The 25113-nt window shown below is 63.3% G+C and carries 31 protein-coding genes; 2 read left to right on the plus strand and 29 right to left on the minus strand.

Annotated features, from left to right (window positions below):
• Positions 1-3 precede the first annotated feature (3 nt).
• On the plus strand, positions 4-738 hold the full coding sequence (locus tag B9A19_RS13415; RefSeq protein ID WP_084091310.1) for a pseudouridine synthase: 735 nt from the start codon (positions 4-6) through the stop codon (positions 736-738).
• A gap of 1 nt (position 739) precedes the next feature.
• Complete coding sequence (locus B9A19_RS13420; protein ID WP_084091311.1) at positions 740-1483, plus strand: TlyA family RNA methyltransferase; 744 nt, start codon at positions 740-742, stop codon at positions 1481-1483.
• 104 nt (positions 1484-1587) lie between these two features.
• Here the strand turns inward: B9A19_RS13420 and B9A19_RS13425 are convergent, their stop codons facing one another.
• From B9A19_RS13425 to B9A19_RS13560, 29 genes are all read right to left on the minus strand, one after another.
• On the minus strand, positions 1588-2001 hold the full coding sequence (locus B9A19_RS13425) for a VOC family protein (protein ID WP_084091312.1): 414 nt from the start codon (positions 1999-2001) through the stop codon (positions 1588-1590).
• A 47-nt stretch (positions 2002-2048) separates the two neighbouring features.
• Complete coding sequence (locus tag B9A19_RS13430; RefSeq protein WP_084091313.1) at positions 2049-3974, minus strand: O-antigen ligase family protein; 1926 nt, start codon at positions 3972-3974, stop codon at positions 2049-2051.
• Positions 3974-4711, minus strand: a complete 738-nt coding sequence (gene tatC / locus B9A19_RS13435) for a twin-arginine translocase subunit TatC (RefSeq protein WP_084091314.1) — start codon at positions 4709-4711, stop codon at positions 3974-3976. Before tatC ends, B9A19_RS13430 begins: the two co-directional genes overlap by 1 nt.
• 2 nt (positions 4712-4713) lie before the next feature.
• Complete coding sequence (gene tatB / locus B9A19_RS13440) at positions 4714-5370, minus strand: Sec-independent protein translocase protein TatB (protein ID WP_084091315.1); 657 nt, start codon at positions 5368-5370, stop codon at positions 4714-4716.
• A gap of 3 nt (positions 5371-5373) precedes the next feature.
• Positions 5374-5580 (minus strand): Sec-independent protein translocase subunit TatA, encoded by a 207-nt coding sequence (gene tatA / locus B9A19_RS13445; RefSeq protein WP_084091316.1) that lies wholly within the window; start codon positions 5578-5580, stop codon positions 5374-5376.
• A gap of 115 nt (positions 5581-5695) precedes the next feature.
• Entirely contained in the window at positions 5696-6052 is a 357-nt protein-coding gene (locus tag B9A19_RS13450) for a histidine triad nucleotide-binding protein (RefSeq protein ID WP_084091317.1), read from the minus strand.
• Between the two features lie 4 nt (positions 6053-6056).
• A complete protein-coding gene (locus tag B9A19_RS13455; protein WP_084091318.1) occupies positions 6057-6383 on the minus strand; it encodes a phosphoribosyl-ATP diphosphatase in 327 nt (108 codons plus the stop codon).
• 138 nt (positions 6384-6521) lie between these two features.
• Complete coding sequence (hisI, locus tag B9A19_RS13460; protein ID WP_084091319.1) at positions 6522-6908, minus strand: phosphoribosyl-AMP cyclohydrolase; 387 nt, start codon at positions 6906-6908, stop codon at positions 6522-6524.
• A complete protein-coding gene (locus B9A19_RS13465; protein ID WP_084091320.1) occupies positions 6908-7258 on the minus strand; it encodes a hypothetical protein in 351 nt (116 codons plus the stop codon). The genes hisI and B9A19_RS13465 overlap by 1 nt, the downstream gene beginning before the upstream one ends.
• Positions 7255-8022: an imidazole glycerol phosphate synthase subunit HisF gene (hisF, locus tag B9A19_RS13470; protein ID WP_084091321.1), complete on the minus strand. Its 768-nt coding sequence runs from the start codon at positions 8020-8022 to the stop codon at positions 7255-7257. Before hisF ends, B9A19_RS13465 begins: the two co-directional genes overlap by 4 nt.
• A gap of 8 nt (positions 8023-8030) precedes the next feature.
• Complete coding sequence (locus B9A19_RS13475; RefSeq protein WP_084091322.1) at positions 8031-8801, minus strand: class I SAM-dependent methyltransferase; 771 nt, start codon at positions 8799-8801, stop codon at positions 8031-8033.
• 6 nt (positions 8802-8807) lie between these two features.
• The gene (gene hisA, locus B9A19_RS13480) at positions 8808-9551 is read right to left on the minus strand and encodes a 1-(5-phosphoribosyl)-5-[(5-phosphoribosylamino)methylideneamino]imidazole-4-carboxamide isomerase (protein WP_084091323.1); all 744 of its coding nucleotides are present in this window, start codon (positions 9549-9551) and stop codon (positions 8808-8810) included.
• A gap of 35 nt (positions 9552-9586) precedes the next feature.
• Positions 9587-10231: an imidazole glycerol phosphate synthase subunit HisH gene (gene hisH / locus B9A19_RS13485; protein WP_084091324.1), complete on the minus strand. Its 645-nt coding sequence runs from the start codon at positions 10229-10231 to the stop codon at positions 9587-9589.
• 4 nt (positions 10232-10235) lie between these two features.
• Entirely contained in the window at positions 10236-10835 is a 600-nt protein-coding gene (gene hisB, locus B9A19_RS13490) for an imidazoleglycerol-phosphate dehydratase HisB (RefSeq protein ID WP_084091325.1), read from the minus strand.
• The gene (gene hisC, locus B9A19_RS13495; RefSeq protein ID WP_084091326.1) at positions 10835-11905 is read right to left on the minus strand and encodes a histidinol-phosphate transaminase; all 1071 of its coding nucleotides are present in this window, start codon (positions 11903-11905) and stop codon (positions 10835-10837) included. The genes hisB and hisC overlap by 1 nt, the downstream gene beginning before the upstream one ends.
• Entirely contained in the window at positions 11902-12255 is a 354-nt protein-coding gene (locus B9A19_RS13500) for a TfoX/Sxy family protein (protein ID WP_084091368.1), read from the minus strand. Before B9A19_RS13500 ends, hisC begins: the two co-directional genes overlap by 4 nt.
• Positions 12256-12323: 68 nt before the next feature.
• On the minus strand, positions 12324-12467 hold the full coding sequence (locus B9A19_RS22605; RefSeq protein ID WP_176216930.1) for a hypothetical protein: 144 nt from the start codon (positions 12465-12467) through the stop codon (positions 12324-12326).
• 130 nt (positions 12468-12597) lie between these two features.
• The gene (locus B9A19_RS13505) at positions 12598-13215 is read right to left on the minus strand and encodes a hypothetical protein (RefSeq protein ID WP_084091327.1); all 618 of its coding nucleotides are present in this window, start codon (positions 13213-13215) and stop codon (positions 12598-12600) included.
• Between the two features lie 78 nt (positions 13216-13293).
• A complete protein-coding gene (locus B9A19_RS13510; RefSeq protein WP_084091328.1) occupies positions 13294-13701 on the minus strand; it encodes a hypothetical protein in 408 nt (135 codons plus the stop codon).
• Positions 13701-14999: a DUF58 domain-containing protein gene (locus tag B9A19_RS13515; RefSeq protein WP_084091329.1), complete on the minus strand. Its 1299-nt coding sequence runs from the start codon at positions 14997-14999 to the stop codon at positions 13701-13703. The genes B9A19_RS13510 and B9A19_RS13515 overlap by 1 nt, the downstream gene beginning before the upstream one ends.
• Entirely contained in the window at positions 14996-15964 is a 969-nt protein-coding gene (locus B9A19_RS13520; RefSeq protein WP_084091330.1) for an AAA family ATPase, read from the minus strand. Before B9A19_RS13520 ends, B9A19_RS13515 begins: the two co-directional genes overlap by 4 nt.
• Positions 15961-17109: a DUF4350 domain-containing protein gene (locus tag B9A19_RS13525; protein ID WP_084091331.1), complete on the minus strand. Its 1149-nt coding sequence runs from the start codon at positions 17107-17109 to the stop codon at positions 15961-15963. The genes B9A19_RS13520 and B9A19_RS13525 overlap by 4 nt, the downstream gene beginning before the upstream one ends.
• Positions 17106-18779 carry a DUF4129 domain-containing protein gene (locus B9A19_RS13530; RefSeq protein ID WP_084091332.1) on the minus strand — a complete coding sequence of 558 codons (1674 nt, stop codon included), beginning with the start codon at positions 18777-18779 and terminating at the stop codon, positions 17106-17108. Before B9A19_RS13530 ends, B9A19_RS13525 begins: the two co-directional genes overlap by 4 nt.
• Positions 18769-19716 carry a stage II sporulation protein M gene (locus tag B9A19_RS13535; protein ID WP_084091333.1) on the minus strand — a complete coding sequence of 316 codons (948 nt, stop codon included), beginning with the start codon at positions 19714-19716 and terminating at the stop codon, positions 18769-18771. The genes B9A19_RS13530 and B9A19_RS13535 overlap by 11 nt, the downstream gene beginning before the upstream one ends.
• Positions 19713-20405, minus strand: a complete 693-nt coding sequence (locus B9A19_RS13540) for an RDD family protein (RefSeq protein WP_084091334.1) — start codon at positions 20403-20405, stop codon at positions 19713-19715. Before B9A19_RS13540 ends, B9A19_RS13535 begins: the two co-directional genes overlap by 4 nt.
• A gap of 12 nt (positions 20406-20417) precedes the next feature.
• On the minus strand, positions 20418-20936 hold the full coding sequence (locus B9A19_RS13545; RefSeq protein WP_176216931.1) for an RDD family protein: 519 nt from the start codon (positions 20934-20936) through the stop codon (positions 20418-20420).
• A 106-nt stretch (positions 20937-21042) separates the two neighbouring features.
• Complete coding sequence (gene hisD / locus B9A19_RS13550) at positions 21043-22335, minus strand: histidinol dehydrogenase (RefSeq protein WP_139798829.1); 1293 nt, start codon at positions 22333-22335, stop codon at positions 21043-21045.
• 92 nt (positions 22336-22427) lie between these two features.
• Positions 22428-23039 carry a LysE family translocator gene (locus tag B9A19_RS13555; RefSeq protein ID WP_084091336.1) on the minus strand — a complete coding sequence of 204 codons (612 nt, stop codon included), beginning with the start codon at positions 23037-23039 and terminating at the stop codon, positions 22428-22430.
• A 345-nt stretch (positions 23040-23384) separates the two neighbouring features.
• Positions 23385-24794, minus strand: a complete 1410-nt coding sequence (locus tag B9A19_RS13560; RefSeq protein ID WP_084091337.1) for a DUF805 domain-containing protein — start codon at positions 24792-24794, stop codon at positions 23385-23387.
• Positions 24795-25113: the final 319 nt, after the last annotated feature.

Genomic DNA, 25113 nt, shown 5'->3' on the forward strand with positions numbered 1-25113 from the left:
GCGATGGAACCGCTGCGACTCTCCAAACGCATGGCCGAGCTGGGCTTGTGCTCGCGCCGCGAGGCCGATGAATACATCGCGCGCGGCTGGGTGTACGTCGATGGCGTGGTCGTCGACGTACTCGGCACCAAGGTATTGCCCACGCAGACCATCACGCTGAAAAAGGCCGCGCAGACCGCGCAGGCCAACCGCGTGACGGTGCTGATCAACAAACCCATCGGTTATGTCTCCGGCCAGGCTGAGGACGGCTATCAGCCGGCCGTGGTGCTGGTGAAGCCGGAAAACCAGTGGGACGGCGACACCACCGGCGTGGCGTTCCAGCGCGAACATCTGCAAAGCCTGGTGCCGGCAGGCCGGCTGGACATCGATTCGGTGGGCCTCCTGGTGCTGACGCAGGACGGCCGCGTGGCCAAAACGCTGATCGGCGAGAACTCGCAGGTGGAGAAGGAATATCTGGTGCGCGTCGAGGGTGATCTGTCCCCGGGTGGTCTCAAGCTCTTGAATTACGGCCTGTCGCTCGACGGCGAGCCACTGCGCCCGGCACAGGTGAAATGGCAGAACGACGACCAGCTGCGCTTCGTGCTCAAGCAGGGCAAGAAGCGCCAGATCCGCCGCATGTGTGAACTGGTGGGGCTGCGCGTGGTCGGCCTCAAGCGCATCCGCATCGGCAACGTCTATCTGGACGATCTGCCCACCGGCCAGTGGCGCTACCTCGCCGCCGACGAAAGCTTCATCTGACATGCAGCGGATTGATCTGCTGCTGGTCGAACAAGGGCTGGCCGCATCGCGCACCGCCGCGCAGGGCTTGATCGACGCCGGCCGCGTGCAGGTGGATGGCAAGCCGGTGAGCAAGTCCAGCAGCAAATTCGACGTGCAGGCGGTCATCAGCGTGACGCCGGACGAGGCCGACCGCTTTGTATCGCGCGGCGGGCTGAAGCTGGCCGGCGCGCTGGCGCAGTCCGGGCTGGACGTAACCGGCATGCAGGTGATCGACGTGGGCCAGAGTACCGGCGGCTTCAGCGATTGCCTGCTGCAGGCCGGTGCGCGCCGCGTGCTGGGGCTGGAGGTGGGCCACAGCCAGCTGCACCCGCGCCTGCAGGGCGATGCACGCGTAGTCACGCTGGAAGGCATCAACGCCCGCCACGTCACCCCGGCCGACCTGGCCGATCAGCTCGACGGCCCGGCCGGTGCCATTGTCGGCGATGTGTCGTTCATTTCACTGACCCTGATCCTGCCCGCACTGGCCTCCTTGTTGCCGAGTGGCGGCAAGCTGCTGTTCCTGGTGAAACCCCAATTCGAGGTAGGGCCGCAGGGGCTGGGCAAGGGCGGCATCGTGCGCGATGCCAGCCTGTATCCGCAGGTGGAACAGAAAATCCGCGCAGCGACCGAGGCAGCCGGCTTTGCGGTACTGGCCTACTTCGACAGCCCGATCGCTGGCGGTGACGGCAACCGCGAGTTTTTCATTTACGCCAACCGGCAATGAACAACGCGGCAAAAAGCTGATCCGCTGCGAACAAAAAACCCGGCTTGGCCGGGTTTTTTGTAGCTTATCCATGAATCATGGCCTGAGCGTAGCCAAAAGGCGCCTCACATCGGCTTGGCGACGTTGATCATCCAGTGCACGCCAAAGCGGTCCACCAGCATGCCGAAGCCATCGGCCCAGAAGGTGGGCTGATAAGGCATGTTGACCTGGCCGCCGTCGGCCAGCGCATCGAAAATGACCTTGCCCTCTTCCACCGTGGCCGGCGCCAGCGACAGCGCAAAGCCGTTCATGCCCGCCCCGGGTGCGGCACAGTTGTCCGACGCCATGATCTGCGTGTCGCCAATGGTGAAATTGCAGTGCATCACCTTGTTTTCCTGGCCCGGCTCGACCGGTGTGCCGGGTGGCACATCGCCGTAACGGGTCAGGAAGGTGGTTTTGGCGCCGAGCACCTTGCCATAGAAGGCCAGTGCTTCTTCGCACTGGCCGTTGCTGAAGAACAAATATGATTGAACCTGCATGGGCTTGCTCCAGACGCTAACCGGAAGAGCACCCAGTATAGGCACGGTCATTTACAAATAATGTGCGCCTTGCAGAACAGCTGGTATGCCTCGTCGACATCCGGCTTGAGGCTGGCGACGATGGCATTGTCCTTGTTGTTGCCGATCACTTCGTAGAAGTAATCCAGGCTTTCCGGGTAGGCAAACGCGGCCTGCCGCATCAGCTTGTGCGCCAGATCCGCCTCGCCCTTGAAGGCGTGCATGACCGCCGCATCGGCCAGCTGGCCCGGATACGGCCGCACGCTGTTGAGGTTGTCCAATATGCCCAGTTTCCACGGGATATCTGCATGGCTGGGCATGATGTAGTTGGACAGCGCGAAATCAGCGTAGTAATCAACAAAGGGGTTGCTGCGCAGGCGCTGCAGCGTGGCGATGTTCAGCCCGTTCTGCTTGGCATCCTTGGTCGACTCCAGAATGGGGTAAATGGTGACATAGTAGCTGCCACCCAGCACGGTAATCACCAGCAGTACGATGGCCGCAGCACCCTGCGCCACCTGCACCGCCTCGCCCGGCCATCGCCACTGCGGTACGTCGTCGCGCACCAGATACAGCATCAGGGCAAACGGCAGCGCAAAGTGGGCATACCACAGCGGGTACTCGACCAGGCTGTGCAGCAACGACACCAACACCAGCGCGGTAGCCAGCATGGCGGTGCTATCGGCACGCCGGCGCCACAGGCCCAGTGCCGCCCAGCCCAGCGCCAGCAGCGCCACGCCGGTACCGAGCACGCCGGTCTCTGCCATCAGGTTGAGCAGCGAATTGTGCGCATGGGTGAACAGCACGCTCTCGCTGACCACGGCAAATTCCGGCCGCACCTGATACAGCACGCTCTGCGCACCATAAGCCGACCAGCCCACCCCCAGCAGCGGATGCGCCTGGAAGGCCAGCCACGCCTTGTGCCACTCCACCAGGCGGCGCGAACCGTTGGATTCAAGCCGCGTCAGGCCGGTTGGCACCTCGGTCTGCACGTGCATGAAGTGCTGGAATACGTCGTTGATCAGCGGTGCGATGTATTGCATGGCCAGGATCAGCACGGCAGCACCGGCCAGCCAGGCAGCGAAATGGCGCGTGCGGTCGCGACTGAAAGCCAGCAGTACGAACGCCAGCGCCAGCCATGCCCCGGCATACATGAGCGGCGAGCGCGAGCCCGACCAAGCCACGCCCAGCGCAAGCCAGGTGAGCGCGATGATCAGCGCGGTACGCGGCAGCAAGTTGGCAAGGAAGCCACCGAATACCACGGCAGCCGCAACACCGCTCAGGGTAATGCCGGCATCGAACAATTGGCCCGGCCAGACGAAACGCCCCAGCAGCACGCACAGCAGGCCGGTAATGCCGGTCACCAGCGCACCGGTGACCACGATATTGACATTGGTACGCTTGCGTTCGGCCAGCAGCCAGCACGCGGCAGCCATCCCCCAGGTGAGGTAGTGGCCATACATGTTCTTCTGACCGATATTGCCGAAGATCAGCCGGCCATCGCCGAACTTGAGCAGCGACACCATCTGGCCTGCGCCGATGGCCGAGTTGAACAGCGCACCGGCCAGCAAGCCCCAGGCAAAGGCCGTCACCAAAGGTTCGATGCCAAATGCCTCGCGCGCACGCGCCAGCCCCCAGATCGATAGCCCGGCGGCAATCATGTACAGCGCCGGCACGGTGCGCTCCGACCAGTACGGCACCGGCATGAGCACGCACTGCAAACCGATCACTGCAGCCAGTGCCAGCCAGAACCACGCGGCCCACGGCACCGCGGTGCGCGCCTGCGCGCCATCGATGCGCTGCCTTGCCGGGATGCAGCTCGCCGCCGCCACCAGCAGCACCGAAAAACCGAATGCCATCAGCTCGGCCGGGAACACCGGATTGGGATTGTAGCGATAAGGAATGCCGCAGGGCACCGCAGCCAGCAGGAACAACAGGGCTTGGAAGACGTAGAGCATCACGAATCCGGGTTGAGAGTCTGCACAGGCTTGACCGTCCAGCCGGCCACCAGGCAGCCAACTTCGAACAGCAGCCACAGCGGAATGGCCAGCAGGCACTGGCTGGTGACATCGGGCGGGGTCACGACGGCAGCAATCACAAAAGCACCAACGATGATATAGGGCCGCCATTCGCGCAGCTTGGCTACCGACACAAAGCCCATGCGCACAGCCAGCACCACCAGCACCGGTACTTCGAAGGTCACGCCGAAGGCCATGAACATGCCCAGCACGAAATCGAGATACTCGGCCGAATCAGGCATCCACTGCATCGAGCTGGGAATGACCGAGGCAAGAAAATGAAACACCACGCCGAATACAAAGAAATAGGCAAACGCCATGCCGGTGATGAACAACAGCGTGGACGACACCACCAGCGGCAAAATCAGCTTCTTTTCATGCGCATACAGACCCGGCGCCACAAAGGCCCAGATCTGGTACAGCGTATGCGGCAGCGACAGCAGTAGCGCCACCACGGCGACGATTTTCACCTGCACCATGAAGGGTGACGCGATGCCGATGGTAATCAGCTTCTGGTTGGGCAATACATGCGTGAGCGGTGCAACGACGAAATCGTACAGGCGCTGCGAAAACGCAAAGCACACCAGAAAAAGCACGATGAAAACAAGTGCAATGCGTACCAAACGCGTACGCAGTTCAAGCAAGTGCACCAACAGGGGCTGCATATCGTTTTGCATGATCAGCGCCTGTCGTTGCCGGCAGCAACCACCGCCGGGGGAGCATCAAAGAGATCAAGCTGGCGCTCGTCGAACACTGTGCGTGCTGCGGCGTCAAGATGATGCACGGCCTCGACCGCCGACGCATCTTCAAGCGGCGCAACAGCTTCGGCTACACGCACAGCGGCAGACGCCGATGGCGCAACTTCCACCTCGACAGGCGGCGTTTCGGACAAGTCAGACGGGGCTGCCGTTTCAACAGGCTCGACTTGTGCGGCATAAACAGCAGGCATGTCTGCCGTACTGATTTCCGGCACAGACAGGTCTGGCGTACCAGCAGCATCCGCAGCCATATCGTCCAACGCGCTCGATAGCGGTTGCTGCAGCGGGGCCGCCAGCGTGCTCAGCTCCTCGCGCGCCTGCTGCACGGGCTCTACCAGGCTCTGGTGGATGGTGTTGCGCAGGCCGTCGCCCTCAGCGCGCAGCTCGGCCTCGATTTTCGCCAGCTCGGTCTGCTGCACCTCGCGGTTCAGATCGGCCTTTACGCTAGCGACAAAACGTTGCGCACGGCCGATCAGCGCACCGATGGTGCGCGCCACCGCAGGCAGGCGTTCGGGCCCGAGCACCACCAGCGCCACGGCGCCAATCACGGCCAATTCGGCAAAGCTGACATCGAACACGGCTTAGCGCTTGTCCTTGTCGGCAACTTCGGCGCTGCCAGGTGCACCGTCGTTCCTGGCTTTGGCAGCCTCATCACCCTTCAGGCCATCCTTGAAACCACGAACGGCATCGCCCAGGTCCTTGCCGGCATTGCCCAACTTCTTGGTACCGAAAACGACCACGACGATGGCCAGCACGATTACCCAGTGCCAAATGCTCAACGAACCCATGTGTTTGCTCCACGCAAAAAAAATTGATCAGACGGCGGCGAATTATGCGCCGGCCGCCAACGATGCCTGACTATTGTTACCGATCTACTGGTGTAGATGACCGGCAACAGGTGTATCAGTGGGTCGTCACGCCCAGAATCCCCGACGGCAGCCCCGGGCCACCGATCACGTGCAGGTGCAGGTGGAACACCGTCTGTCCACCACCCGCACCGGTATTGATCACGGTACGGAAGCCCTTCTGCAGCCCCAGCTGATCGGCCACCCTGGCGCCCACCAGCATCAACTTGCCCAGCAACGCCTGATGTTCGACCTCGGCATGCGCCAGGGATTCAATATGCGTCTTGGGCACCACCAGCACGTGCACCGGCGCAACCGGATGCAGGTCGTGGAATACGATGACGTCCTCATCCTCGTACACCTTGTTGGACGGGATCGCGCCGGTGGCGATCTTGCAGAAAATGCAGTCGGACACGGTCTTACTCCTTGGGGCGGGAAGCTTTTTCTTCGATGCCGGAGATACCCTCGCGGCGCGCCAGCTCGGCCAGCACGTCTTCGTGGCTCAGCCCCTCGTGGGCCAGCAGCACCAGCGTGTGGAACCACAGGTCGGCCACTTCGCGCACCACGTGCAGCTTGTCGCCGTCCTTGGCTGCCATCACGACCTCGACGGCTTCCTCACCCACTTTTTTCAGGATGGCTTCGGTGCCCTTGTGGAACAGCTTGGCCACATAGGAGGTGGACGGGTCGGCCTCGCGGCGGCTGGCCAGCGTGGCGGAGAGGCGTTCGAGGATATCGGCGGAAACCATGGGGCGTTGTCCGGTCTGAAATGGAAGAAGTCAGGCGCAATTATATGGCTGAATGTTGCACGCACGTTGCAGTTCAACGTGACAGATTGAAAAAGGCTGACTCGCGGTCAGCCTTGGCATGCCTGCAGTGGGGCACGATCAGTGCTTGTGGTAGATGGCGCTCGGGTCCTTGAGCACCGGGTCCACCGTTTCCCACTCGCCATCCTTGAGTACGCGGAAGAAGCAGCTCTGCCGGCCGGTATGGCAGGCGATGCCGCCTTCCTGCTCGATCAGGTAGATCAGCACGTCGCCATCGCAATCGAGGCGGATTTCCTGCACGCGCTGGTAGTGACCACTTTCCTCGCCCTTGTGCCACAGCTTCTGGCGCGAGCGCGTCCAGTAGTGCGCCGTGCCTTTTTCGGCAGTCAGCGCCACTGCATCGCGGTTGGCATAGGCAAACATCAGCACGCGGCCGCTGTCCTTGTCCTGCGCGATCACCGGCACCAGCCCCTTGTCGTCCCACAGAATGTCGTCGAGCCAGCTCATCAGTCCACCTTCAGCGTGGCGGCGGTGTAATCCGGGCTGGGCGTGTAGTGCGCGCGGATGGCAATCGCGCCGCCAGGCGCAATGCTTTGCGGCGCGGCATCGACACTGGCCGGCTTCTCGCGGCGGCCCTGCTCATCGACCACGTACAGGCTTTCCGCGCCATTGAAGGCGTAAACGGCCTTGCCCTCGTTCTTCAGGGTAAGAAACAGGGTCAGCTCGTTGTGCGTGCCGTGGCGCATATTGTTCACTTCGATCTTCAGCGGTTTGCCGGCGGTATCCACCTCCAGCTCGCAGGCCCAGACCATGGCCGGCAGCAGTGCCAGCAGCGCGAACAGCTTCAGTGCTTTCATAAACGAACCTCGATGCCGGCGGCGCGCATGGCTTCCTTGGCCTGGCGCACCGTGTATTCGCCGAAGTGGAAAATGCTGGCCGCCAGTACCGCACTGGCGTGGCCTTGTGTCACGCCATCGACCAGATGCTGCAGATTGCCGACGCCGCCCGAGGCGATCACCGGGATATCCACCGCATCGCTCACCGCACGGGTCAGCGGCAGGTTGAAGCCGATCTTGGTGCCGTCGCGATCCATGCTGGTGAGCAGGATTTCGCCCGCACCCAGTTGCTGCATCTTGCGTGCCCATTCCACCGCGTCAAGCCCGGTCGGCTTGCGGCCGCCGTGGGTGAAGATTTCCCAGCGCGAGTTGTCGGCATCGACCGCCTTGGCATCAATGGCCACCACGATGGCCTGGCTGCCGAACTTGGCAGCGGCAGCCTCGACGATTTCCGGATTGGTCACCGCCGTGGTGTTGATGCTGACCTTGTCCGCGCCGGCATTGAGCAAGCGGCGCACGTCCTCGACCTTGCGCACACCACCGCCAACAGTCAATGGAATGAACACCTGCGACGCCACCGCCTCGATCACGTGCAGGATGAGGTCACGGTTGTCGCTCGATGCGGTGATGTCCAGAAAGGTCAGCTCGTCCGCGCCCTGGTCATCGTATTTTTTCGCAATTTCCACCGGATCGCCGGCATCGCGCAGGCCGACGAAGTTGACGCCTTTGACCACGCGACCATCGGTCACGTCGAGGCAGGGAATGATGCGTTTGGCGAGGGGCATGGCAAGCTTCAGGGCGCCAGCGGGGCGCAGTAGATACGGGTTTGGTAAAGGAATTCGATCACACCATGCTGCTGGTGGCGATCAAACAGGGTATCGGCCAAGGCCATCATGTCATCAAAACCGGGCTGGCCGGCCTTGGGCACATAGGAGACCGACAGCACGCGGTCGCGCAACATGGCGCGGTCGCAGCGGTGCACATAGGGCAGGGCCACGCTGCGTGGCTCGGCGCCGAAAAAGGCACCTATGGCATCCGGATCAATGCGCGTGTGCTTCACTTCGTTGTAGTCGGTGCCGAAACGCTGCAGCAGCGCCTCGTAATCGACCAGAAACGGGGTGGCATCCAGCTCGCGGTCGTTCCAGATCAGCGCCACCTGTCCGCCCGGCTTGAGGATGCGCTGCCATTCGGCGCGCGTCGGCAGCGGGTCGAACCAATGAAACGCCTGGCTGGCCGAGATCAGGTCCACGCTGTCGTCGGCCAGCGTGGTGGCCTCGGCCCCACCTTCGATGCTGGCAAACAGCGGCGTGCCGGCAAAGCGCAGTTCAGCCGCCTCGCGCATTGCGCGGTTGGGTTCGACCGCACACACGGTATAACCGGCCTGCAGATAGAGTGCGGTGGATATGCCGGTGCCAGCACCGATATCGGCCACAACGGCACCGTCAGGCAACGCCCCCCAGCCACGCAAGGTCTCGATCACACCGGCCGGGTAGCCCGGCCGGCCGCGCACATAGGCGCCAGCGTGTTCGGAAAAGCGTTTGGTGGGATCGCTGCCGTGCTGCATGCCGGATCAGGCTGCGACCAGTTGGTCGGCCAGTTCCTGCGCGGCTTTGAAGTCGATGGTGCCTTCATAGATGGCACGGCCGGTGATCACGCCTTCGATGCCTTCCGCTTCGACTTCGGCCAGACGGCGCACGTCGTCCAGATTGGTCAGGCCGCCCGAGGCAATCACCGGAATGGTCAGCGCCTGCGCCAGCTTGACGGTGGCTTCGATGTTCACGCCGGACAGCATGCCGTCACGGCCGATGTCGGTGTAGATCACGCTCTCGACGCCGTAGCCCTCGAAACGCTTGGCGAGGTCGATCACGTCGTGGTCGGTAACCTTGGCCCAGCCATCGGTTGCCACTTTGCCATCCTTGGCATCAAGGCCGACGATGATGTGGCCCGGGAAAGCGTCGCACGCTTCGTGCAGGAAACCCGGCTGCTTGATCGCGGCGGTGCCGATGATCACGTAGTCGATGCCGGCATCGAGATACATCTCGATGGTTTCCAGGGTGCGGATGCCGCCGCCCAGTTGCACCGGTACGGCGCCGTCGATGGCCTTGAGGATGCTTTTGACAGCATCGAGGTTCTTGGGCTTGCCGGCAAAAGCGCCGTTCAGGTCGACGAGGTGCATGCGGCGCGCGCCCTGCCCCAGCCAATGGCTGACGAAGCTGGCGGGATCGTCGGAGAACACGGTGGCGTCGGTCATTTCGCCCTGGCGCAGGCGTACGCACTGGCCGTCTTTGAGGTCGATAGCAGGGATGATCAGCATGATAAAAAGCGATAAAGCGTTTTGATAAGAGGGACTTAGGCCTTGCCGTCCCAGTTTACGAAATTTTGCAACAATTGCAGCCCCGCCCGGTGCGATTTCTCCGGGTGGCACTGAATGGCAAAAATGTTGTCGCGCGCTACGGCAGCAGCGAAACGGTAAGGATAGGCCGATTCGATCACGGCCACATCGTCTGCCGGCGCGAAATGGTAGCTGTGCACAAAGTAAAAGCGCTCGCCATCCGGTATGCCGGCCCATAGCGGGTGGGCATGCTTGATGAACATTTCGTTCCAGCCCATGTGCGGCACTTTCAGCTTGTTGCCGTCGGCATCGATCATGCGGTCGGGCGGAAAGCGCACCACCTGGCCCTTGAACACACCCAGGCTGTCGGTCGGACCTTCCTCGCTGCGCTCGAACAAGAGCTGCGCGCCCACGCAGATGCCGAAGAACGGCTTTTCTCCGGCCGCCTTGAGCACCTCGGCCTTGAGGCCGGATTCCTCCAGGTGGCGCATGCAGTCCGGCATGGCGCCCTGGCCGGGGAACACCACCTTGTCGGCAGCAGCCACCACGGCCGGGTCGGCAGTCAGCTCGACCTGTGCGCGGCCATCGGCCACCAGCTCGAAGGCCTTGGTGACCGAGTGCAGGTTGCCCATGCCATAGTCGACGATCGCAATTTTTTGCATCGGCTTAGCCTACCAGTGTGCCCTTGGTGGACGGCGTGATGCCGGCCATGCGTTCGTCGTACGCCACGGCCATGCGCAACGCACGGCCCAGCGCCTTGAATATGGTTTCGGCCTGATGGTGGGCGTTCTTGCCCTTCAGATTGTCGATGTGCAGGCTGATGGCGGCATGGTTCACAAAACCACGGAAGAATTCGCCGAACAGATCCACGTCAAAACCGCCGATCATGGCACGCGTGTATTCGCAATCGTATTCCAGACAGGGGCGGCCGGACAGATCGACCACTACACGCGACAGCGCCTCGTCCAGCGGCACATAGCTGTGGCCGTAACGCACGATGCCCTTCTTGTCGCCCACGGCCTTGGCAAAAGCCTGGCCCAGGGTGATGCCCACGTCTTCCACCGTGTGGTGCGCGTCGATATGCAGGTCACCCACCGCCTTGATCTCGATATCGAACAGGCCATGGCGCGCCACCTGGTCGAGCATGTGCTCGAAGAAGGGTACGCCGGTATCGAACTTGGAGACGCCGGTGCCATCCAGATTCAGCGTGATGGTGATCTGGGTTTCCAGCGTGTTGCGGGTGACGGTGACAATACGGTCGGTCATTACTTGATGATCTCTTTCAGTGCCGCGACGACAACGGCGTTGTCTTCCGGGCGGCCAACGGTGAAACGTAAGCAATTATCCAAGACTTTCGGCCCGCCGTGCAGATTCTTGATGAGAATCTTCTTCTCTTTCAGTGCATTGAACACCGCAAGGGCATCCGGCACTCGCGCCAGGATGAAATTGGCCTGGCTAGGGAACGCCGTAACCCCCGGCAGCGCGTTCAATGCCGCAAGCAGATTGGTGCGCTCCTGCTTCAACACTGCGGCCTGGCCGTTGAGCACGTCCACGTGCTCCAGCGCCAGCTCGGTAGCAATCTGCGTCAATACATTGATGTTGTAGGGCAGGCGCAGTTTATCAAGCTCGGTGATCCAGCCCGGCGCACCCACAATGAAGCCCAGTCGCAGGCCGGCCACGCCGAGCTTGGACAGGGTGCGCATCACCAGCAGGTTGGGATAGCGCTGCAGGCGCGAGAAGAACGAGTCTTCAGCAAAAGCGTGATACGCCTCGTCCACCACCACCAGCCCCGGTGCAGCCTCGATGATGGCCTCGATCGCTGCCGCATCGAAGGCATTACCGGTCGGGTTGTTCGGATAGGCGAGGAACACCAGCGCCGGCTGGTGTTCGCGCACAGCCGCCAGCATGGCATCGAGATCAAGCGAGAAATCGGCCGGGTTCAGCGGCACGCCCACGTAATTGATGCCACAGAAGGTGGCGATCATCTTGTACATGACGAAGCTGGGCTCGACCGACAGCAAGGTGGCGCCCGGCTTCATGACCAGCATGGCCAGGAGCTGGATGATTTCGTCCGACCCATTGCCCAGCAGCACGTCGAAACCGTCCGGGATGCCCATGGCGGTTTTCAGGCCGGCCTTGATGCCGCTGCCCTGCGGGTCCGGGTAGCGGTTGATCGGCGCTTGCGCCAGCCGGCGGCCCAGCTCGGCCTGCAGCTCGGGCGGCAGATCGTAGGGGTTCTCCATCGCGTCGAGCTTGAGGAAGCCTTGTGCGGGCGGGACGTGGTAGGCGTGCAGCGCCGAAATCTCGGCACGCAGGATGTCGGTATGCGAGGTCATGCGGATTTCTTTTTGCGTTGGGGTGCGCGCAGTGCGGCGGCAAGGCCCTTGCGGGCCCATTGCAGTAGCTCGGGCTGCTCTTCAAGCGCGGCTTCAGGCGGCGGATAGTACTTCATTGTCTGCGGGCTGCCATCCTTCATGTGGTAACGGAAGGGCAGCAAACCGTACGCGGTGTAATCAGGAATGCTCTCGTCGTCGGCTTTGAAATAGAGCACGTCATCGACGACGATGGCAAAGAACAGCTCGTCGCAATAGATGCCATAGCCACCAAACATGGCCTTGCTGCGGATTGCACCCAGCGGGGCAAGCTGCTCGATCAGCCAGGAGAGGTATTCGTTTTTAGCTGCCATGCGCCACCGTAGCACGTGGGCAGCCACACCGTCATCCGCAGCGGCGCGGCGGCGAAAACAGCGGGGCTTCAATCGCCATCGCCGAAACCGCCATCCGGCCCGCCAACGTCAATATCAAGCAAATCAGCCTCGTGAGCCTGGTCGTCACCCAGCAAACGCCACCAGATCACCCCCAGCACGCAAGCCCCGCCGGCGAGCCCGGCACTGCGCATTGTGTATGCAAAGTATGCGCAGGCCCAGGCGGCGAGAAAAACGACAATCCGCAGCAATTTGAGTCTATCCATATTCACGACCTCCAGCAGGCAGGCGAGCCCTTAGACGGCACGCCGATGATGACAACACTCAGTGACCGCCGCCATCGCCCCCACCATCACCGCCGTCGCTACCGTCCCCTCCGTCACCATCTCCGCCGTCACCCCAATCCCAATCCAGGTCATCACCCCAGTCATCAAACACGTCGAGCGCGCGCTCGTCATCAAGCAGTTGATGGTGACCACCCGCCCAGAGCAAGCCACGGCGTGGGTAGATCTCCCTGACGATGGAGGTGGCCGTCGTCATGAGCTGCAGCACCATGATCACGGCGCCAACCCCGAATGCGGGCAGCGATACGATCTTCAGCCCAAAGACGATCACGGCCAGCCCGATCAACGAGCCGACTGCCCAGATCCGCAACAACTGGTCGATCGTCCGTGGCGAACTTTTGTTGGCGCGCGATGGGCGGGGGTATTCCGTGGCAGGCAGGAGCTCGGCGCGGTGCGGTTGCGGCTCTTGGCCTTGCTGGGTCGGCTGATTACCTTGCCCGGCGGAGCGGATGATTGCCGAAGCCGCCCCCCAGAAAACCAGCAACAGGCCCAAAGCCCCCGTGCCAAACAAGCCGAAGGAACCGCTTTCCATCCCCCATACGGTCATCAGCAGCGCAATGGTGCCACCTGCCAGCCAGACACCCAAGCGCGACATCATGGGCAATGCCCCCGGGCCGGTGACAAGACAACGCCAGCCTGCCTTGACCGGCCCGGGCAAGCAGCCAGTAGCGATGTTTCAGTCAAAGCTGCCGCCGCCGTCGCTGCAGCCGGCATCGTAGCTGCCAGAATCACTGCACGAACTGTCGTTGTCCGACGAGGACGATGACCAGTCATCGCTGCGCTCGTACAGGCTGCCCACGCTGTAGGATGTATCGACCAGGCTGGAATAATCGTTGCTGGCATGCAGCGAATTCACTTCGCTGCTGAGCGCCACTGCACGCCGCCGCTCTTCTGCTTCGTCGCGTTTTGCCAGATACAAGGGGCCGTCACCAGGCCGATAGGGGCTGTACACCCAGTCAAAAAACAGGCCCAACACCACCAGCACACCCAGCAACCAGCTCCACAGCCGGGCGTGGTGCAGCAGCGCCACCGCCAGTGCAATGCCCAGCAGCACCAACAACATGCGACCACGGCGGCGGTTCATCAAAGCACCCCGCCTTCCTTCATCTCGCGATAGCGGTTGACCAGCGCCAGCGGCAGGGCCTGAGGGGTGACATCGATCAGCTCGCGGCCGTGGCCGCTCAGCGCGTTGAATGCCTTGCGGCGCGCTTCCAGATACTCCAGCGTGCCGCAATGGGTGAGTGCAGCTTCAAAATCAGCCACCGGGCGCAGCAATTCGCTGTCGAGCACCGTCTCGCGCAGGCTGGCGCACAGCACGCGGTGCGGGTTGACCAGCAGGGTCATCGCATCGGCCAGGCTATCACTGTCTTCGTCGCGCAGATTGGTCAGCAACACCACCAGTGCGCGCTTTTTGGCGCGCTCGGCCAGCGCTTCGGCAGCGGCAAGGTAATCCGGGTGCGTTTCGCTGGCCTCCAGGTCGTACAGGCTGGACAGCAGGCGGTCGAACGAGGCTCGCCCCTTCAAGGGCGGCAGCCAACGCTCCTCCCCGCCAAAGGTATACAGGCCGATGGCATCACCCTGCTTTTGCGCCAGCCAGGCCAGCACCAGCATCGCATTGAGCGCGTGATCGAAGTGCGAGGTATCGCCATCCTGCGCCTGCATGCGGCGACCGCAATCGAGCAAAAAGATGATCTGCTGGTCGCGCTCTTCCTGATATTCACGGCTGATCGGCTTGCGCAGCCGCGCTGTTGCCTTCCAGTCGATGGCACGCAGCGCATCGCCCTCACGGTAATCGCGCAGCTGATGAAAATCGGTGCCTTCGCCACGGCGACGGCGGCGGATCACGCCGGCCTGCGGCACCAGGCGGTCGGCAGCCAGCAGCGAGCGCTTGAGCACCGGTGCAAAATCGGGGAAGACCTTGACCGGCGTTTCCGCGCCCAGCCACGCACGCCGCCACCACAGGCCCAGCGGCGATGCCACGCGTGCCTCAAGCCGGCCAAAGCGGTGATCGCCGCGCGCCTGCGGCTGCACGCGATAGACAAAGCGCACGAACTGCCCGGCAGAGAGCGTGCTGGGGTGGGGCAAGCCCTCCTGCCCCCAACCGGACGGATAGTGATCAAACAGCGCCAGGCGCAGGGTACGCCCCCCGGTGTGGCGCACGACAAGCGCAACGTCACCCCAACGACCAATGGGCCACACCCCGGCCACGCTGCGCTCTGCGCGCAACACCGGCACACGCCAGCCCAGCACGGCGTCAGCCAGCACGGCAAGCAATACGGCAGCCAGCACCAGCCACCAGGCCAGCAGCGGCAACCAGGGCAAGGCCAGCGCGAATGCGAGCAGCGCGGCAAACAGCCAGAGCAGCTTGCGGGTGGGCGTCATGCGCGCGGCGCGGCGATCTGTTCCAGCAGGCCGGCCAGCGCGCGGTCTGCCGTCAGGCCATCCAGCTCGGCCTCGGGCGCGAGCGCCACTCGGTGGCGCAGCACCGGCAATGCGGCACGCTTGACCTCATCCGGCGTCACATAGTCATTGCCGTCGATCAAGGCCAGCGCACGGGCCACGCGCACCAGCGAGATCGCGCCGCGCGGGCTGGCGCCGATGGACAGGCCCGGCCAGTCACGCGTGGCGCGCACGATGCGCACCGCGTAATCCAGCACCTGCTCGTCCACGCGGATGGCGGCGGTCACCTGCTGCAGCGCCAGCACGGTGTCGGGCTTGATCAGCGTGTTCACTGCGTTCACATCCAGCCCGTCGCTCGATGCGGCACCAGTCACCTGTTTGACCAGCGCCAGCTCTTCGCCTGCGGTCGGATAGTCGATCAGCACCTTGACCAGAAAACGGTCGAGCTGCGCTTCGGGCAGCGGATAGGTGCCCTCCTGATCGATGGGGTTTTGCGTGGCCAGCACCATGAAAGGGCTGGGCAGCGGAATGGCCTCGCCCTCGATGGTGACCTGGCGCTCCTGCATGGCTTCCAGCAGCGCCGCCTGGGTCTTGGCCGGCGCGCGGTTGATTTCGTCAGCCAGCAAGAGGTTGGCAAATACCGGGCCACGGCGGATGGTGAAGCGGTGTTCCTTCATGTCGAGGAAGGCGTGACCGGTTACGTCGGCCGGCATCAGGTCGGGCGTGAACTGGATGCGCGAGAACTGGCCGGCAAAGGTCTTGGCCAGCGCGCGCACCAGCAAGGTCTTGCCCAGACCCGGCACGCCTTCCAGCAGCACGTGGCCGCCGGCCAGCAGGCTGGCCAGCACCGTGTTCACCGTATCGGTCTGGCCGACGACGGCGCGGCCGATTTCCTCGCGCAGGCGGCGAACGACCTCGACGGCCTGGGTGAAACGTTCCGTGCTCATAACTTGTTCCTCAAGGTTTGCAAGGTAGCCACCGCAGCGGCAAACGCACCCGGGTGACGGGTAACGGGGCGATTGAGCGCCGCATCCAGCTCGGTCTGCGGCATGTCATAACGTTTGGCCAGCCGGCGCGTCAGCTCGTCTGGCGGCAATTGCGTCCACTCGGGCATGCGCCGCTCCAGCAGCGCGCGCGTGGCTCGGCGGGCTGCTTGCAACAATTGAGCCTCGCCATTGCGTCGCCAGGTCCAGCGGGCGCTGGCGCGGATATGTTCCAGCAATGCACGGCGCTGGCTGCCATGCACCGGCAACAGCGGGCCAAAGCGCACGCCGCAGTGCCATACCCACAGCAGGATGAGCACGGCCAGCGTGATCAGCGCCTGTGGCCAGGTGGCCCACAGCCGTGCGTACCATTGATCGGGCGCACCCGGCCGCACCAGCCAGGCCTTGCCCGGGTTGATGCGCGCCAGCTCCCACAGCAGTTGCGCGTTGTCACGCTGCAGCAGCGCATGCTGGTCGAACAGGCGCGAGCTGCCCAGCACGACGATCCAGCCGCTGCCGCGCTTGTAGGCCAAGAGGAAATGTCCACCGGCATCCGTCCAGTCCGGTTTTACGCTCGTGGACGGCTGCAGCGCCTGCTCCTGCCATGTGGTCACGGTCAGTTGATAGCCCAGCGCCGGCGGCCTGATCAGGTAAGGCCCTTCCTGCTTGCTGTCCTCAACGGCAGAAATCTGCAGCGATGCAAGCAGCGGATTGCCGCTGTCCTCTTCACCATCGTCATCGGGAGAAGGCCGATGACCAGACTTTTGCGTTGAGAACGACGTGATCAATACACCACCGGCATCCACCCAGTGCAGCAGCGCACGCTGCTCACGTGCCGGCAGCGAGGCATCAGCACGCATCGCCACCAGGGTGTCGTGCGGCCCCAGACGCCCTGCCACGCCATGCAATGACGGTTCGTCGCGCGTGGTCAAACCACGCCGCGCCAGAAAGCGGCTGGCCATCAGCAAGGGGTTTTCCAGGCTTGCAGCCGACGGCGAGCGGGACACCGAGACATTCTGCCTTTCCCGGTACTGCAACCACTCGATCACCTCGTACAGCACGGCGCCAGCGATCACGGCGATCAACAGCCAGAGCGCGATCTTTTTCATGCCCGCACCTCCGCCAGCGCGCTGCGCCAGCGCTGCAACACCTGCTCCAGCCGCTCGGCCACCGGCCATTGATCGGCATAGGCGGCAGCACTCCAGATCTCGGTGACGTCGCGGCAGGCATCCAGCGCCTGCGCCGGCAGCCGCTGCGCTTCGGCAGCGCGCCGGCCAGCCCTGAGCACATCGCCTTCGGTGTCGCCAGCATGCAGCTCAAGCGCATGGTCGTGCGCCAGCCGCGATACCGTGGCGCGATACAGCAGCGCCAGTGCATCGCGCTGCCGCCCTTCGCCCCATAGCCTGCGCACGCCGGCCGGCACATCGTCGGGCAGGCTTTCCGGCCGGATATCCAGGCCACAGATTTCGTCGGGCAGCGGCGGACGGACCTTTACCGACGCAAGCAGCACCGACAAGCGCTCGCGATTGCGCCACAGCAACCAGGCCAGCAAGCCCACCAGGCCGGCAACCAGCACCAGCTTGAGCATATCCGCCGAACCAAGGCCAATGCCGCTGTTGCTGTCACGCGAGCGGCTGGGGCCATCCCGGTCAAACAGCCAGCGCAAGAAACGGTACAGCCATGATTCGCTGTCCTTGCCTGCCTTGATGTCCCGCTTTTTTTCCACCCAGCGCAGCTCGCACTTCCAGGTGCGGAAATCCTCGCTGGCACGCACGGTTTCCAGATCGCGCCGTACGGCATCCTGCTCGGCATCGTGGGCAGTGCCACGCTCTTTTTGCTGTGCAGTTACATAGCTGGGCAGCTCGCATTGGCCGTCGGCAGCGCCAGACGCCGCGTGCGCTGCCGGTACAACAGCCGGGCGGGATGCGCTCAACACCGGTTCTGCCGCATGGGCACGCGGTTGCGGCAGCATGAACACCGCAGCACACAACAAGGCAGCAACAGCGCTGCCCAGCGGCTTGAGCAGCCTGGCCCGCCGCTGCGCCATGCGCCGCAGGGCCAGCTCGATATCCCAGCCCTCCAGCTCGGCACGGCGGCGCAGGTAGAGCGTGAAGCAGCCGGCCGAGTACACCGGGCCGATCAGGCCATCGGCCAGCACATAGCTGATATGGCCCGCCAGCGCGACCACCTCGGGCTGCACCAGATACTTGCCCAGCGCCTCAAGCGCCGACATGTCATCGGGCGTGATCGCGAACATGGCCACCAGACCGTAGGCCGCCAGCTCGAACACCAGGGTGAAATGCAGGCAGGCCACACCAAACCACGATGCCGCGCCATAAGCGCCGCGCGCACCCAGCGCCCGGCGGCGTTGCAAGGCGAACTTGCCGCGCGCGCCTTCCAGCATCCAGATCGGCGCATACAGGCCGCGCCCGACCATAAAGGGCCGCCAGATGGTCAGGAAGCGCAGCCAGCCGCCCAACTGGCGCGGCCATGCGCGCAGCGCCTGCCAGGCCGTCACATGCTCGCCGAATACCTCGCGCGACAGGATATACAGCGGCAGCCGGTCAAACAGCGGGCGCAACCACCACATGGCCAGGGTACCCCAGGCCAGATCGTCGCGCGGCAAGATGGCCCACAACAACAGCGCCAGCGCCAGCCAGGGCAGCCACCAGGCCAGATAGACACTGCGCCAGTAGCGGCGCAGCAAGGGCTGGCCCAGATCGATGGCGGCAGCGTGCGAGCCGGGCCGGATGTCGATTTGCAGCGCTTCAAGTTGCACGTTTGCGCCCCGCCAGACAGAAATAGGCAATCACCGCCAGCCACAACATGCCGCCCACGATGAACTTGGCGGTGGCCGGGATATCGGTACGCGCCGACCAGAAGCCCTCGAAAAACGCGGCAAGGAAAATCATCATCGCGGCGCCGAGCAACATGGGCAGGATGCTGGCAGCGCTCTCGCGCAAGGCCGCCACGCGGCCGCGCCGGCCCGGCAGCAGCAGCGCAGACCCCAGCTTGAAGCCCGACGCCGATGCCAGCAGCAGGCCGGTGATCTCCAGCGCGCTGTGGGTAATCACGAAAGACCAGAAATTGAGTGCCGTGGCCGGATCGCGCGACAGCCACGCGGCCACCACGCCGAAATACGCGCCGTTGTAGGCGGTGAAAAACAGCGCCCCCACGCCAAACGCCAACCCGCCGACAAAGGAGCGCAGCCCGATCGAAACGTTGTTCATGATGTAGAAGCCGAACATCATCACGTCGTCGTCACTGCCGCGCCGTGCCAGCTTGTGGGCGCCGCCGCGATACATTTCCTCGAAATTGGCCAGTTGCCCCGGCGACATGAAGCTGTAGGCCAGCTCGTGATCCCAGGCGACGGCCAGGCCCACCAGCAATGTCAGGCCGTAAAACACCAGCAGCGACAAGGCCACCACCCGCCATTCGGCGCGTACCAGACGCGGAAAATCGCGCAGCACCCAGCGCATGAACGCGTGCTCCTGCGTGCCGACTGCCGAGTAAATCAGCCTGTGGGTATTGATGGCCAGCAGATCCAGCCGCTGCACCAGCGAGGGCGAATAGCCACGCTGGCGCGCCACGGCCAGCGTATTGCACAGCGCGCGGTACTTCACCGGCAGATCGGCCGATGGCTGCTTGCTGGCCAGCTCCTGCTCGATATCCTGCCAGAGCGCGGCATGGCGGCTCTCAAACTGGTGTTGCCTCATGCCTGCTTGCCCCCGGTCAACCCTGCCGCATACTGAAACAGGCGCTGCAGCGACGCTTCGCCCTTGAGACCAGTCAACGGCTCGGCCAGATCGCCCAGTTCGGTCTGGCGTTGCGCAGGTACGGTGCGTACACGCTCGACCAGATCGAGCAAGGCGCGTTGCTCGTCCGGCGTCAACGCATAAGGCAGCGGCAGCGGCGTAACCACAGGCAGCGCCGGGCGCACGGTGGCCTTGTCGCGGTAAACAACCACGGTGCCGGCCACGATATCGCCCAGACGGCGCGCATGTTTGTCCAGCAAGATGAAGCCGAGGCCTATGCCGTAGGAGAACGGCAGGAAATCAATCTCGCGCAGCAGGTTGCGCAGCACGGATTCGCGCCAGCCCACCGGCAGGCCATCTTCGCGCAAAACCTGCAAGCCGGTCAGCCGCTTGCCCAGCGAAGTGCCGTTGAAAAACACTTCCAGCACGATGAAATAGGCCCATTCGATCAGGAAGAACACGACCATCATCATGCCGGTGCCTGCGCCGCCCGGCATGGCAAGCTGCAACAGGAACATGCACAGAAAACCGATCACCGCACGTGCGATCAGATCGATAAACCACGCGTAACCGCGCCGTGCGGCACCAGCCGGTACCACAGCCAGCGTGACGCCCTCAGGGGTGAAGATATGCAGCTTGCCGTCAATCATGCCAATTTCGCGTCAGGCTTTGACTACGATCGTGCCGGCCATGTCGTCGTGCGCACAACGGTAATTGCCCCGAAAAATCATCACGGCATCAATGAAAGCAGCCAGGCCACCAAGATAGGGAATCCACCTCACCACACCGATCGGCAGCGCGCGCATGAATACATAACGCGCCAGGGAACAGCGTGAGCCATCTTCCCGCACTACCCGAATCCGGCAGATTTTCTTGCCCACGGTCTGGCCATTGCGGTAAATCAACCAGCAGTTGCCCCCCCACCAGAGTATCAGCCAGGCAAAGCTAAGCAGGCCGAATTTGACCGCATCTGATTCAAGCGAAGCTTCCTTGCTGAGCCAGGGATAAAAAATGATGGCCAGACCCCCATACATGAGGACGGTATCGATTATCGTTGCCAGCCAACGCATGCCTCGACCGGCCATTTCCTGACCCGCTCCCGCGACGGTGGACTCGTCCATACTCGCTTGAGATGCTGCATAAGGGTTGTCAAAAAAATCCGGCCGAGTCACTTGTTGCACGCTCCACATTCCTGTCTGAAACAGACAGCAGCGGCCATTCTAGCAGTGAATAAAAAAAATACCCCGCATCAGCGGGGCATTTTTTGCATGGAGGTTGCAGCGTGGCTTACTTCAGGCGGAATTCTGCGGCATTGGCGTGCGCGGTCAGCCCTTCACCATGCGCCAGCACGGCGGCGATCCTGCCCAGTTTTTGCGCGCCGGCTTCGGATACCTGGATCAGGCTGGAGCGCTTCTGGAAGTCGTACACGCCCAGCGGGCTGGCAAAGCGCGCGGTGCGCGCGGTGGGCAGCACGTGGTTGGGGCCGGCACAGTAGTCGCCCAGCGATTCGCTGGTGAACTTGCCCATGAAGATGGCGCCGGCGTGGCGCAGCTTTTGCACCCATTCGCGCGGCTCGGCCACCTGCAGCTCAAGGTGTTCCGGCGCGATCTGGTTGGAGATGGCGCAGGCTTCGTCCAGATCGCGCACCAGGATCAGCGCACCACGGTTGGACAGGGATGCTTCGATGATGGCGCGACGCGGCTGCGTGGGCAGCAGCTTGGCGATGCTGGCTTCAACCTGGGCGATATAGTCGGCATCCGGGCACAGCAGGATGGCCTGGGCGATTTCGTCGTGCTCGGCCTGGCTGAACAGGTCGATGGCCACCCAGTCCGGGTCGGTCGCGCCATCGCACAGCACGAGGATTTCCGACGGGCCGGCCACCATGTCGATGCCGACGATGCCGAACACCGCACGCTTGGCGGCTGCCACATAGGCGTTACCGGGGCCGGTCACCTTGTCGACCGCTGGCACGGTTTGCGTGCCATAGGCCAATGCACCGACCGCTTGCGCGCCCCCAATGGTGAACGCGCGCGACACGCCAGCCACATAGGCAGCAGCCAGTACCAGATCATTGCGCTCGCCCCTGGGGGTGGGCACGACCATGATGATTTCCGGCACGCCAGCCACATGGGCCGGGATGGCGTTCATCAGCACCGACGAGGGATACGCCGCCTTGCCGCCCGGCACATAGATGCCGACGCGATCCAGCGCGGTAATCTGCTGGCCCAAGAGGGTGCCGTCTTCGTCCTCGTAGGTCCACGAGCTCATTTTCTGCCGCTCGTGGTAGCGGCGCACACGCTCGGCCGCGGCGGTCAGTGCATCGCGCTGCTCGGCCGGCAGGCGCTCGTAGGCGGCTTTCAATTCTTCCTGCGTCAGCTCCAGATCGGCCATCGACTCGGCGCTGGTGCCGTCGAAGCGGTTGGTGTACTCGATCACGGCAGCATCGCCGCGCGTTTTCACGTCGGCCAGAATGGCGGCAACGCGCAGGTCCACTTGCGGGTCTTGCGAGGTTTCAAACGCCAGCAGCGCAGAGAGCTGGGACTGGAAATCGGGCGAGCGGGAATCGAGTCGGCGGATCATGATAGGCAGCACATATTGCTTGGGGATAGCCGATTATACCCAAGCCACCCCGCCACGCCCGCGCCGTGCAACTTGTTACGTGCTGATCTGGATCAAGACAGCGCCACTTTCAGCCCCAGCGCCACCAGCACGCCGCCCAACAGGCGGTCTATCCACTTCTGGCCGCGTGCCAGTGCACTGCGCACCGGCGCACTCTGGATCAGGAACACCAGCAAGGGCCACCAGACCACCGCCAGCGCCCAGATGATGAAGGCGTACCAGAGCTTTTCGAACACGCTGCTGTGCACGTTCAGCACCTGGGTGAACATGGCGAGGAAAAACAGCGTGGCCTTGGGGTTGAGCAGATTGCACAGCAAGCCCTGCATGAAGGCGGCACGCAAGCCGATCTCCTCACGCCGCGCATCGAGCGCCACGCTGGCGCCGCCGCGCGAGCGCAGCGCCTGGATGCCAATCCAGATCAGGTACGCGGCGCCGGCATATTTGAGGATGTTGAACAGCCATGGCGTGGTGGTAATCACCACCGCCAGCCCGGCCACGCAATAGGCCATGTGCACCAGAATGGCGGTGTTGACGCCGGCAGCGGTCGCCAGCGCCGCCCCCTTGCGGTAGCGCGCGGCATTCTTGACGATGAGAAAGAAATCCGGCCCCGGCGACAGCATGCCCAGGGTGGCGATGGTGGCAACGAGCAGCGAGGTTTCCAGCATGGCGGGCTCACATGGCAATCATGCCACCAGCGTGCCAGCCCGCACGGCTGCACGCCATGCGGGGTTTACGCGATGCCTTAGGGCCTGTTAACACTTATTTCACGCTTGCGTTCGGGGTAGTTCGGGATGGAGCGCAAGGCGCAGAACGCGCCGCGGTACGGGTACCGCAAGCGGTTTGCAACGCAGCGAACCGCCCGAAATACCCCGAACCCGCAGGGCTGGGCCGCAAAGAGGCCATCTACGGCGTTACGCGCCTTGGCAATAACCGGTTATTGCCTGCGTTGCGTGCCTTGTAGCTGACCTCTTTGCGGCCCAGCGCAAGCGCGAAATAAGTGTTAACAGGCCCTAGTTGCTGGATTTGTCGTTGCTGTCCTGCCCATGCTCGGACGACGAATCAGAATCGCTCTCGCCTTTGTCATCCTGCCCCGTGCCACCGGCCACGCCGGCAGGTTGCTCGTACTGATGATGACGGTCATAACGTCCGCGCAGGTTTTCCTTCTTGAGCATGAACGGCAGCGAGATCAACGAAATCACCAAGCCAATACCACCCAGCACCGACACCCAGGTTGTCGGTGGCTCTGCAGGCAAGCCGTAATCGTTCTCGCCCTTGCTGCCCGGCATCACGCACAGGGCGAACGAACCCAGCGTAACCAGCGCCGCAATGATGGTACCCAGGGTCGGGCTTGCCTGATAGGAAGCCCCGGCGGCAAAGGATGAACCGATGATCCAGTAGCCGGACAAGCCCAGATCATGCAAACGCAAAATGGTTTGCCGCACGTACAGCCACCATCCCACAGCGCAGACGGCCAGCGTCAGCATGACCGAGTGCAACAGCAGTATCACGATCAGCAGTGCCGGAATGGCCGCGCCAACTACCACCATGGTATAGGCCAGATAGCGCATGCGCCCCAAGCGGCCCTGACGACTCAAGCTGAAGATCGACGGGGTCTCGTATGCCTCTTCGTCATCAAGCTCGGTGCTGTTGCTGGCAGCGGCGTTGCGCGCATACGGATTGGCTGTTGTCGGCTGCGGCGTCTGTGCACGCTGCTTTGCCTCCTGCTCCGCCGTTTCACGCGCGGCAATCATGCGTGGCATGTCGGCACCGCAACCCAGGCACAAGGTGCGCTTGGCTTGCTCGCGCCCGCAGGCTGGGCAGCATATGGTGTTTGCAACTGACGGCTCGTCATCCACCAGCGCCAGGGCCGGACGGGCGGCGGGGGCCGGAGCAGCAAGCGGGGCAGGGGCAAGCACCGTTGCCGTGGCCTCCGCGGCCAACAACGGTTCCAGCGCAGGAAAAGGCGTGGGTGCGTTGGTCACCGCAGCCGCCGGCCTTACACTGACTGCCGGTGCAGCAGCAATCAGCGGCGCCAGTGCGGGCAGCGAAGGGGCAACAGGCTGCTCGGGCACCAGCGAAATGATGGACGATCCCTCGCGGGCCGGCGAGCTGGCGGGCTTGGCCTGCGGTGCGGCTGCTGCCGTCACGGGCTGGGGAGCGGGGGCAGCACTGCGGTTGGCGGGGGCAGCGGCATGCGGCCGCGTCTGTACCACCACGCCGGCCCGATTGAGGCCAGCGGTATAGGATTCAACATCCTTGTGCGGCAGGTGCTGCTTGATTACCGTGGGCGCGTTCTGCAGTAGCTGGCGTGCACGTGCCAGATCCAGCCGCATCAATCGGGCCAGGTTCTCGGCTGCGGTATCTTCGCTAAAGCCAGGCAGCAAGTGCCCCGTCAGGATGAGTTGTACGGTATCGCTCATTGCACGACTAAGTAACAAGGTTGATGCGGGGAAGATAACGACAGCGCTCGTAAGCGGCAAGCAATACGAAAAAACTGTCTCACTCTGCGCAAGTAAAAATTCAGTAACTTTCTTACGAAGGGGAATACCGTTTTTCCGGATCTTCCAGCCGAAGCAGATGGTATTTGGAAGCGATGGCGGCCCACAAGCCAGCGCAGCTACCGTTCGTCATATGCCCTGTGGCTGCCCGCATGCCCTCGCATGGAACGAAATGCTCATGCGCCCGAGCGTTCGAGCTAACGACCTCATGCCGGCCACCGACAAGCGCGGCAAGACGCAT

The sequence above is a fragment of the Andreprevotia lacus DSM 23236 genome, from assembly GCF_900176275.1.
Lineage (GTDB): Bacteria > Pseudomonadota > Gammaproteobacteria > Burkholderiales > Chitinibacteraceae > Andreprevotia > Andreprevotia lacus.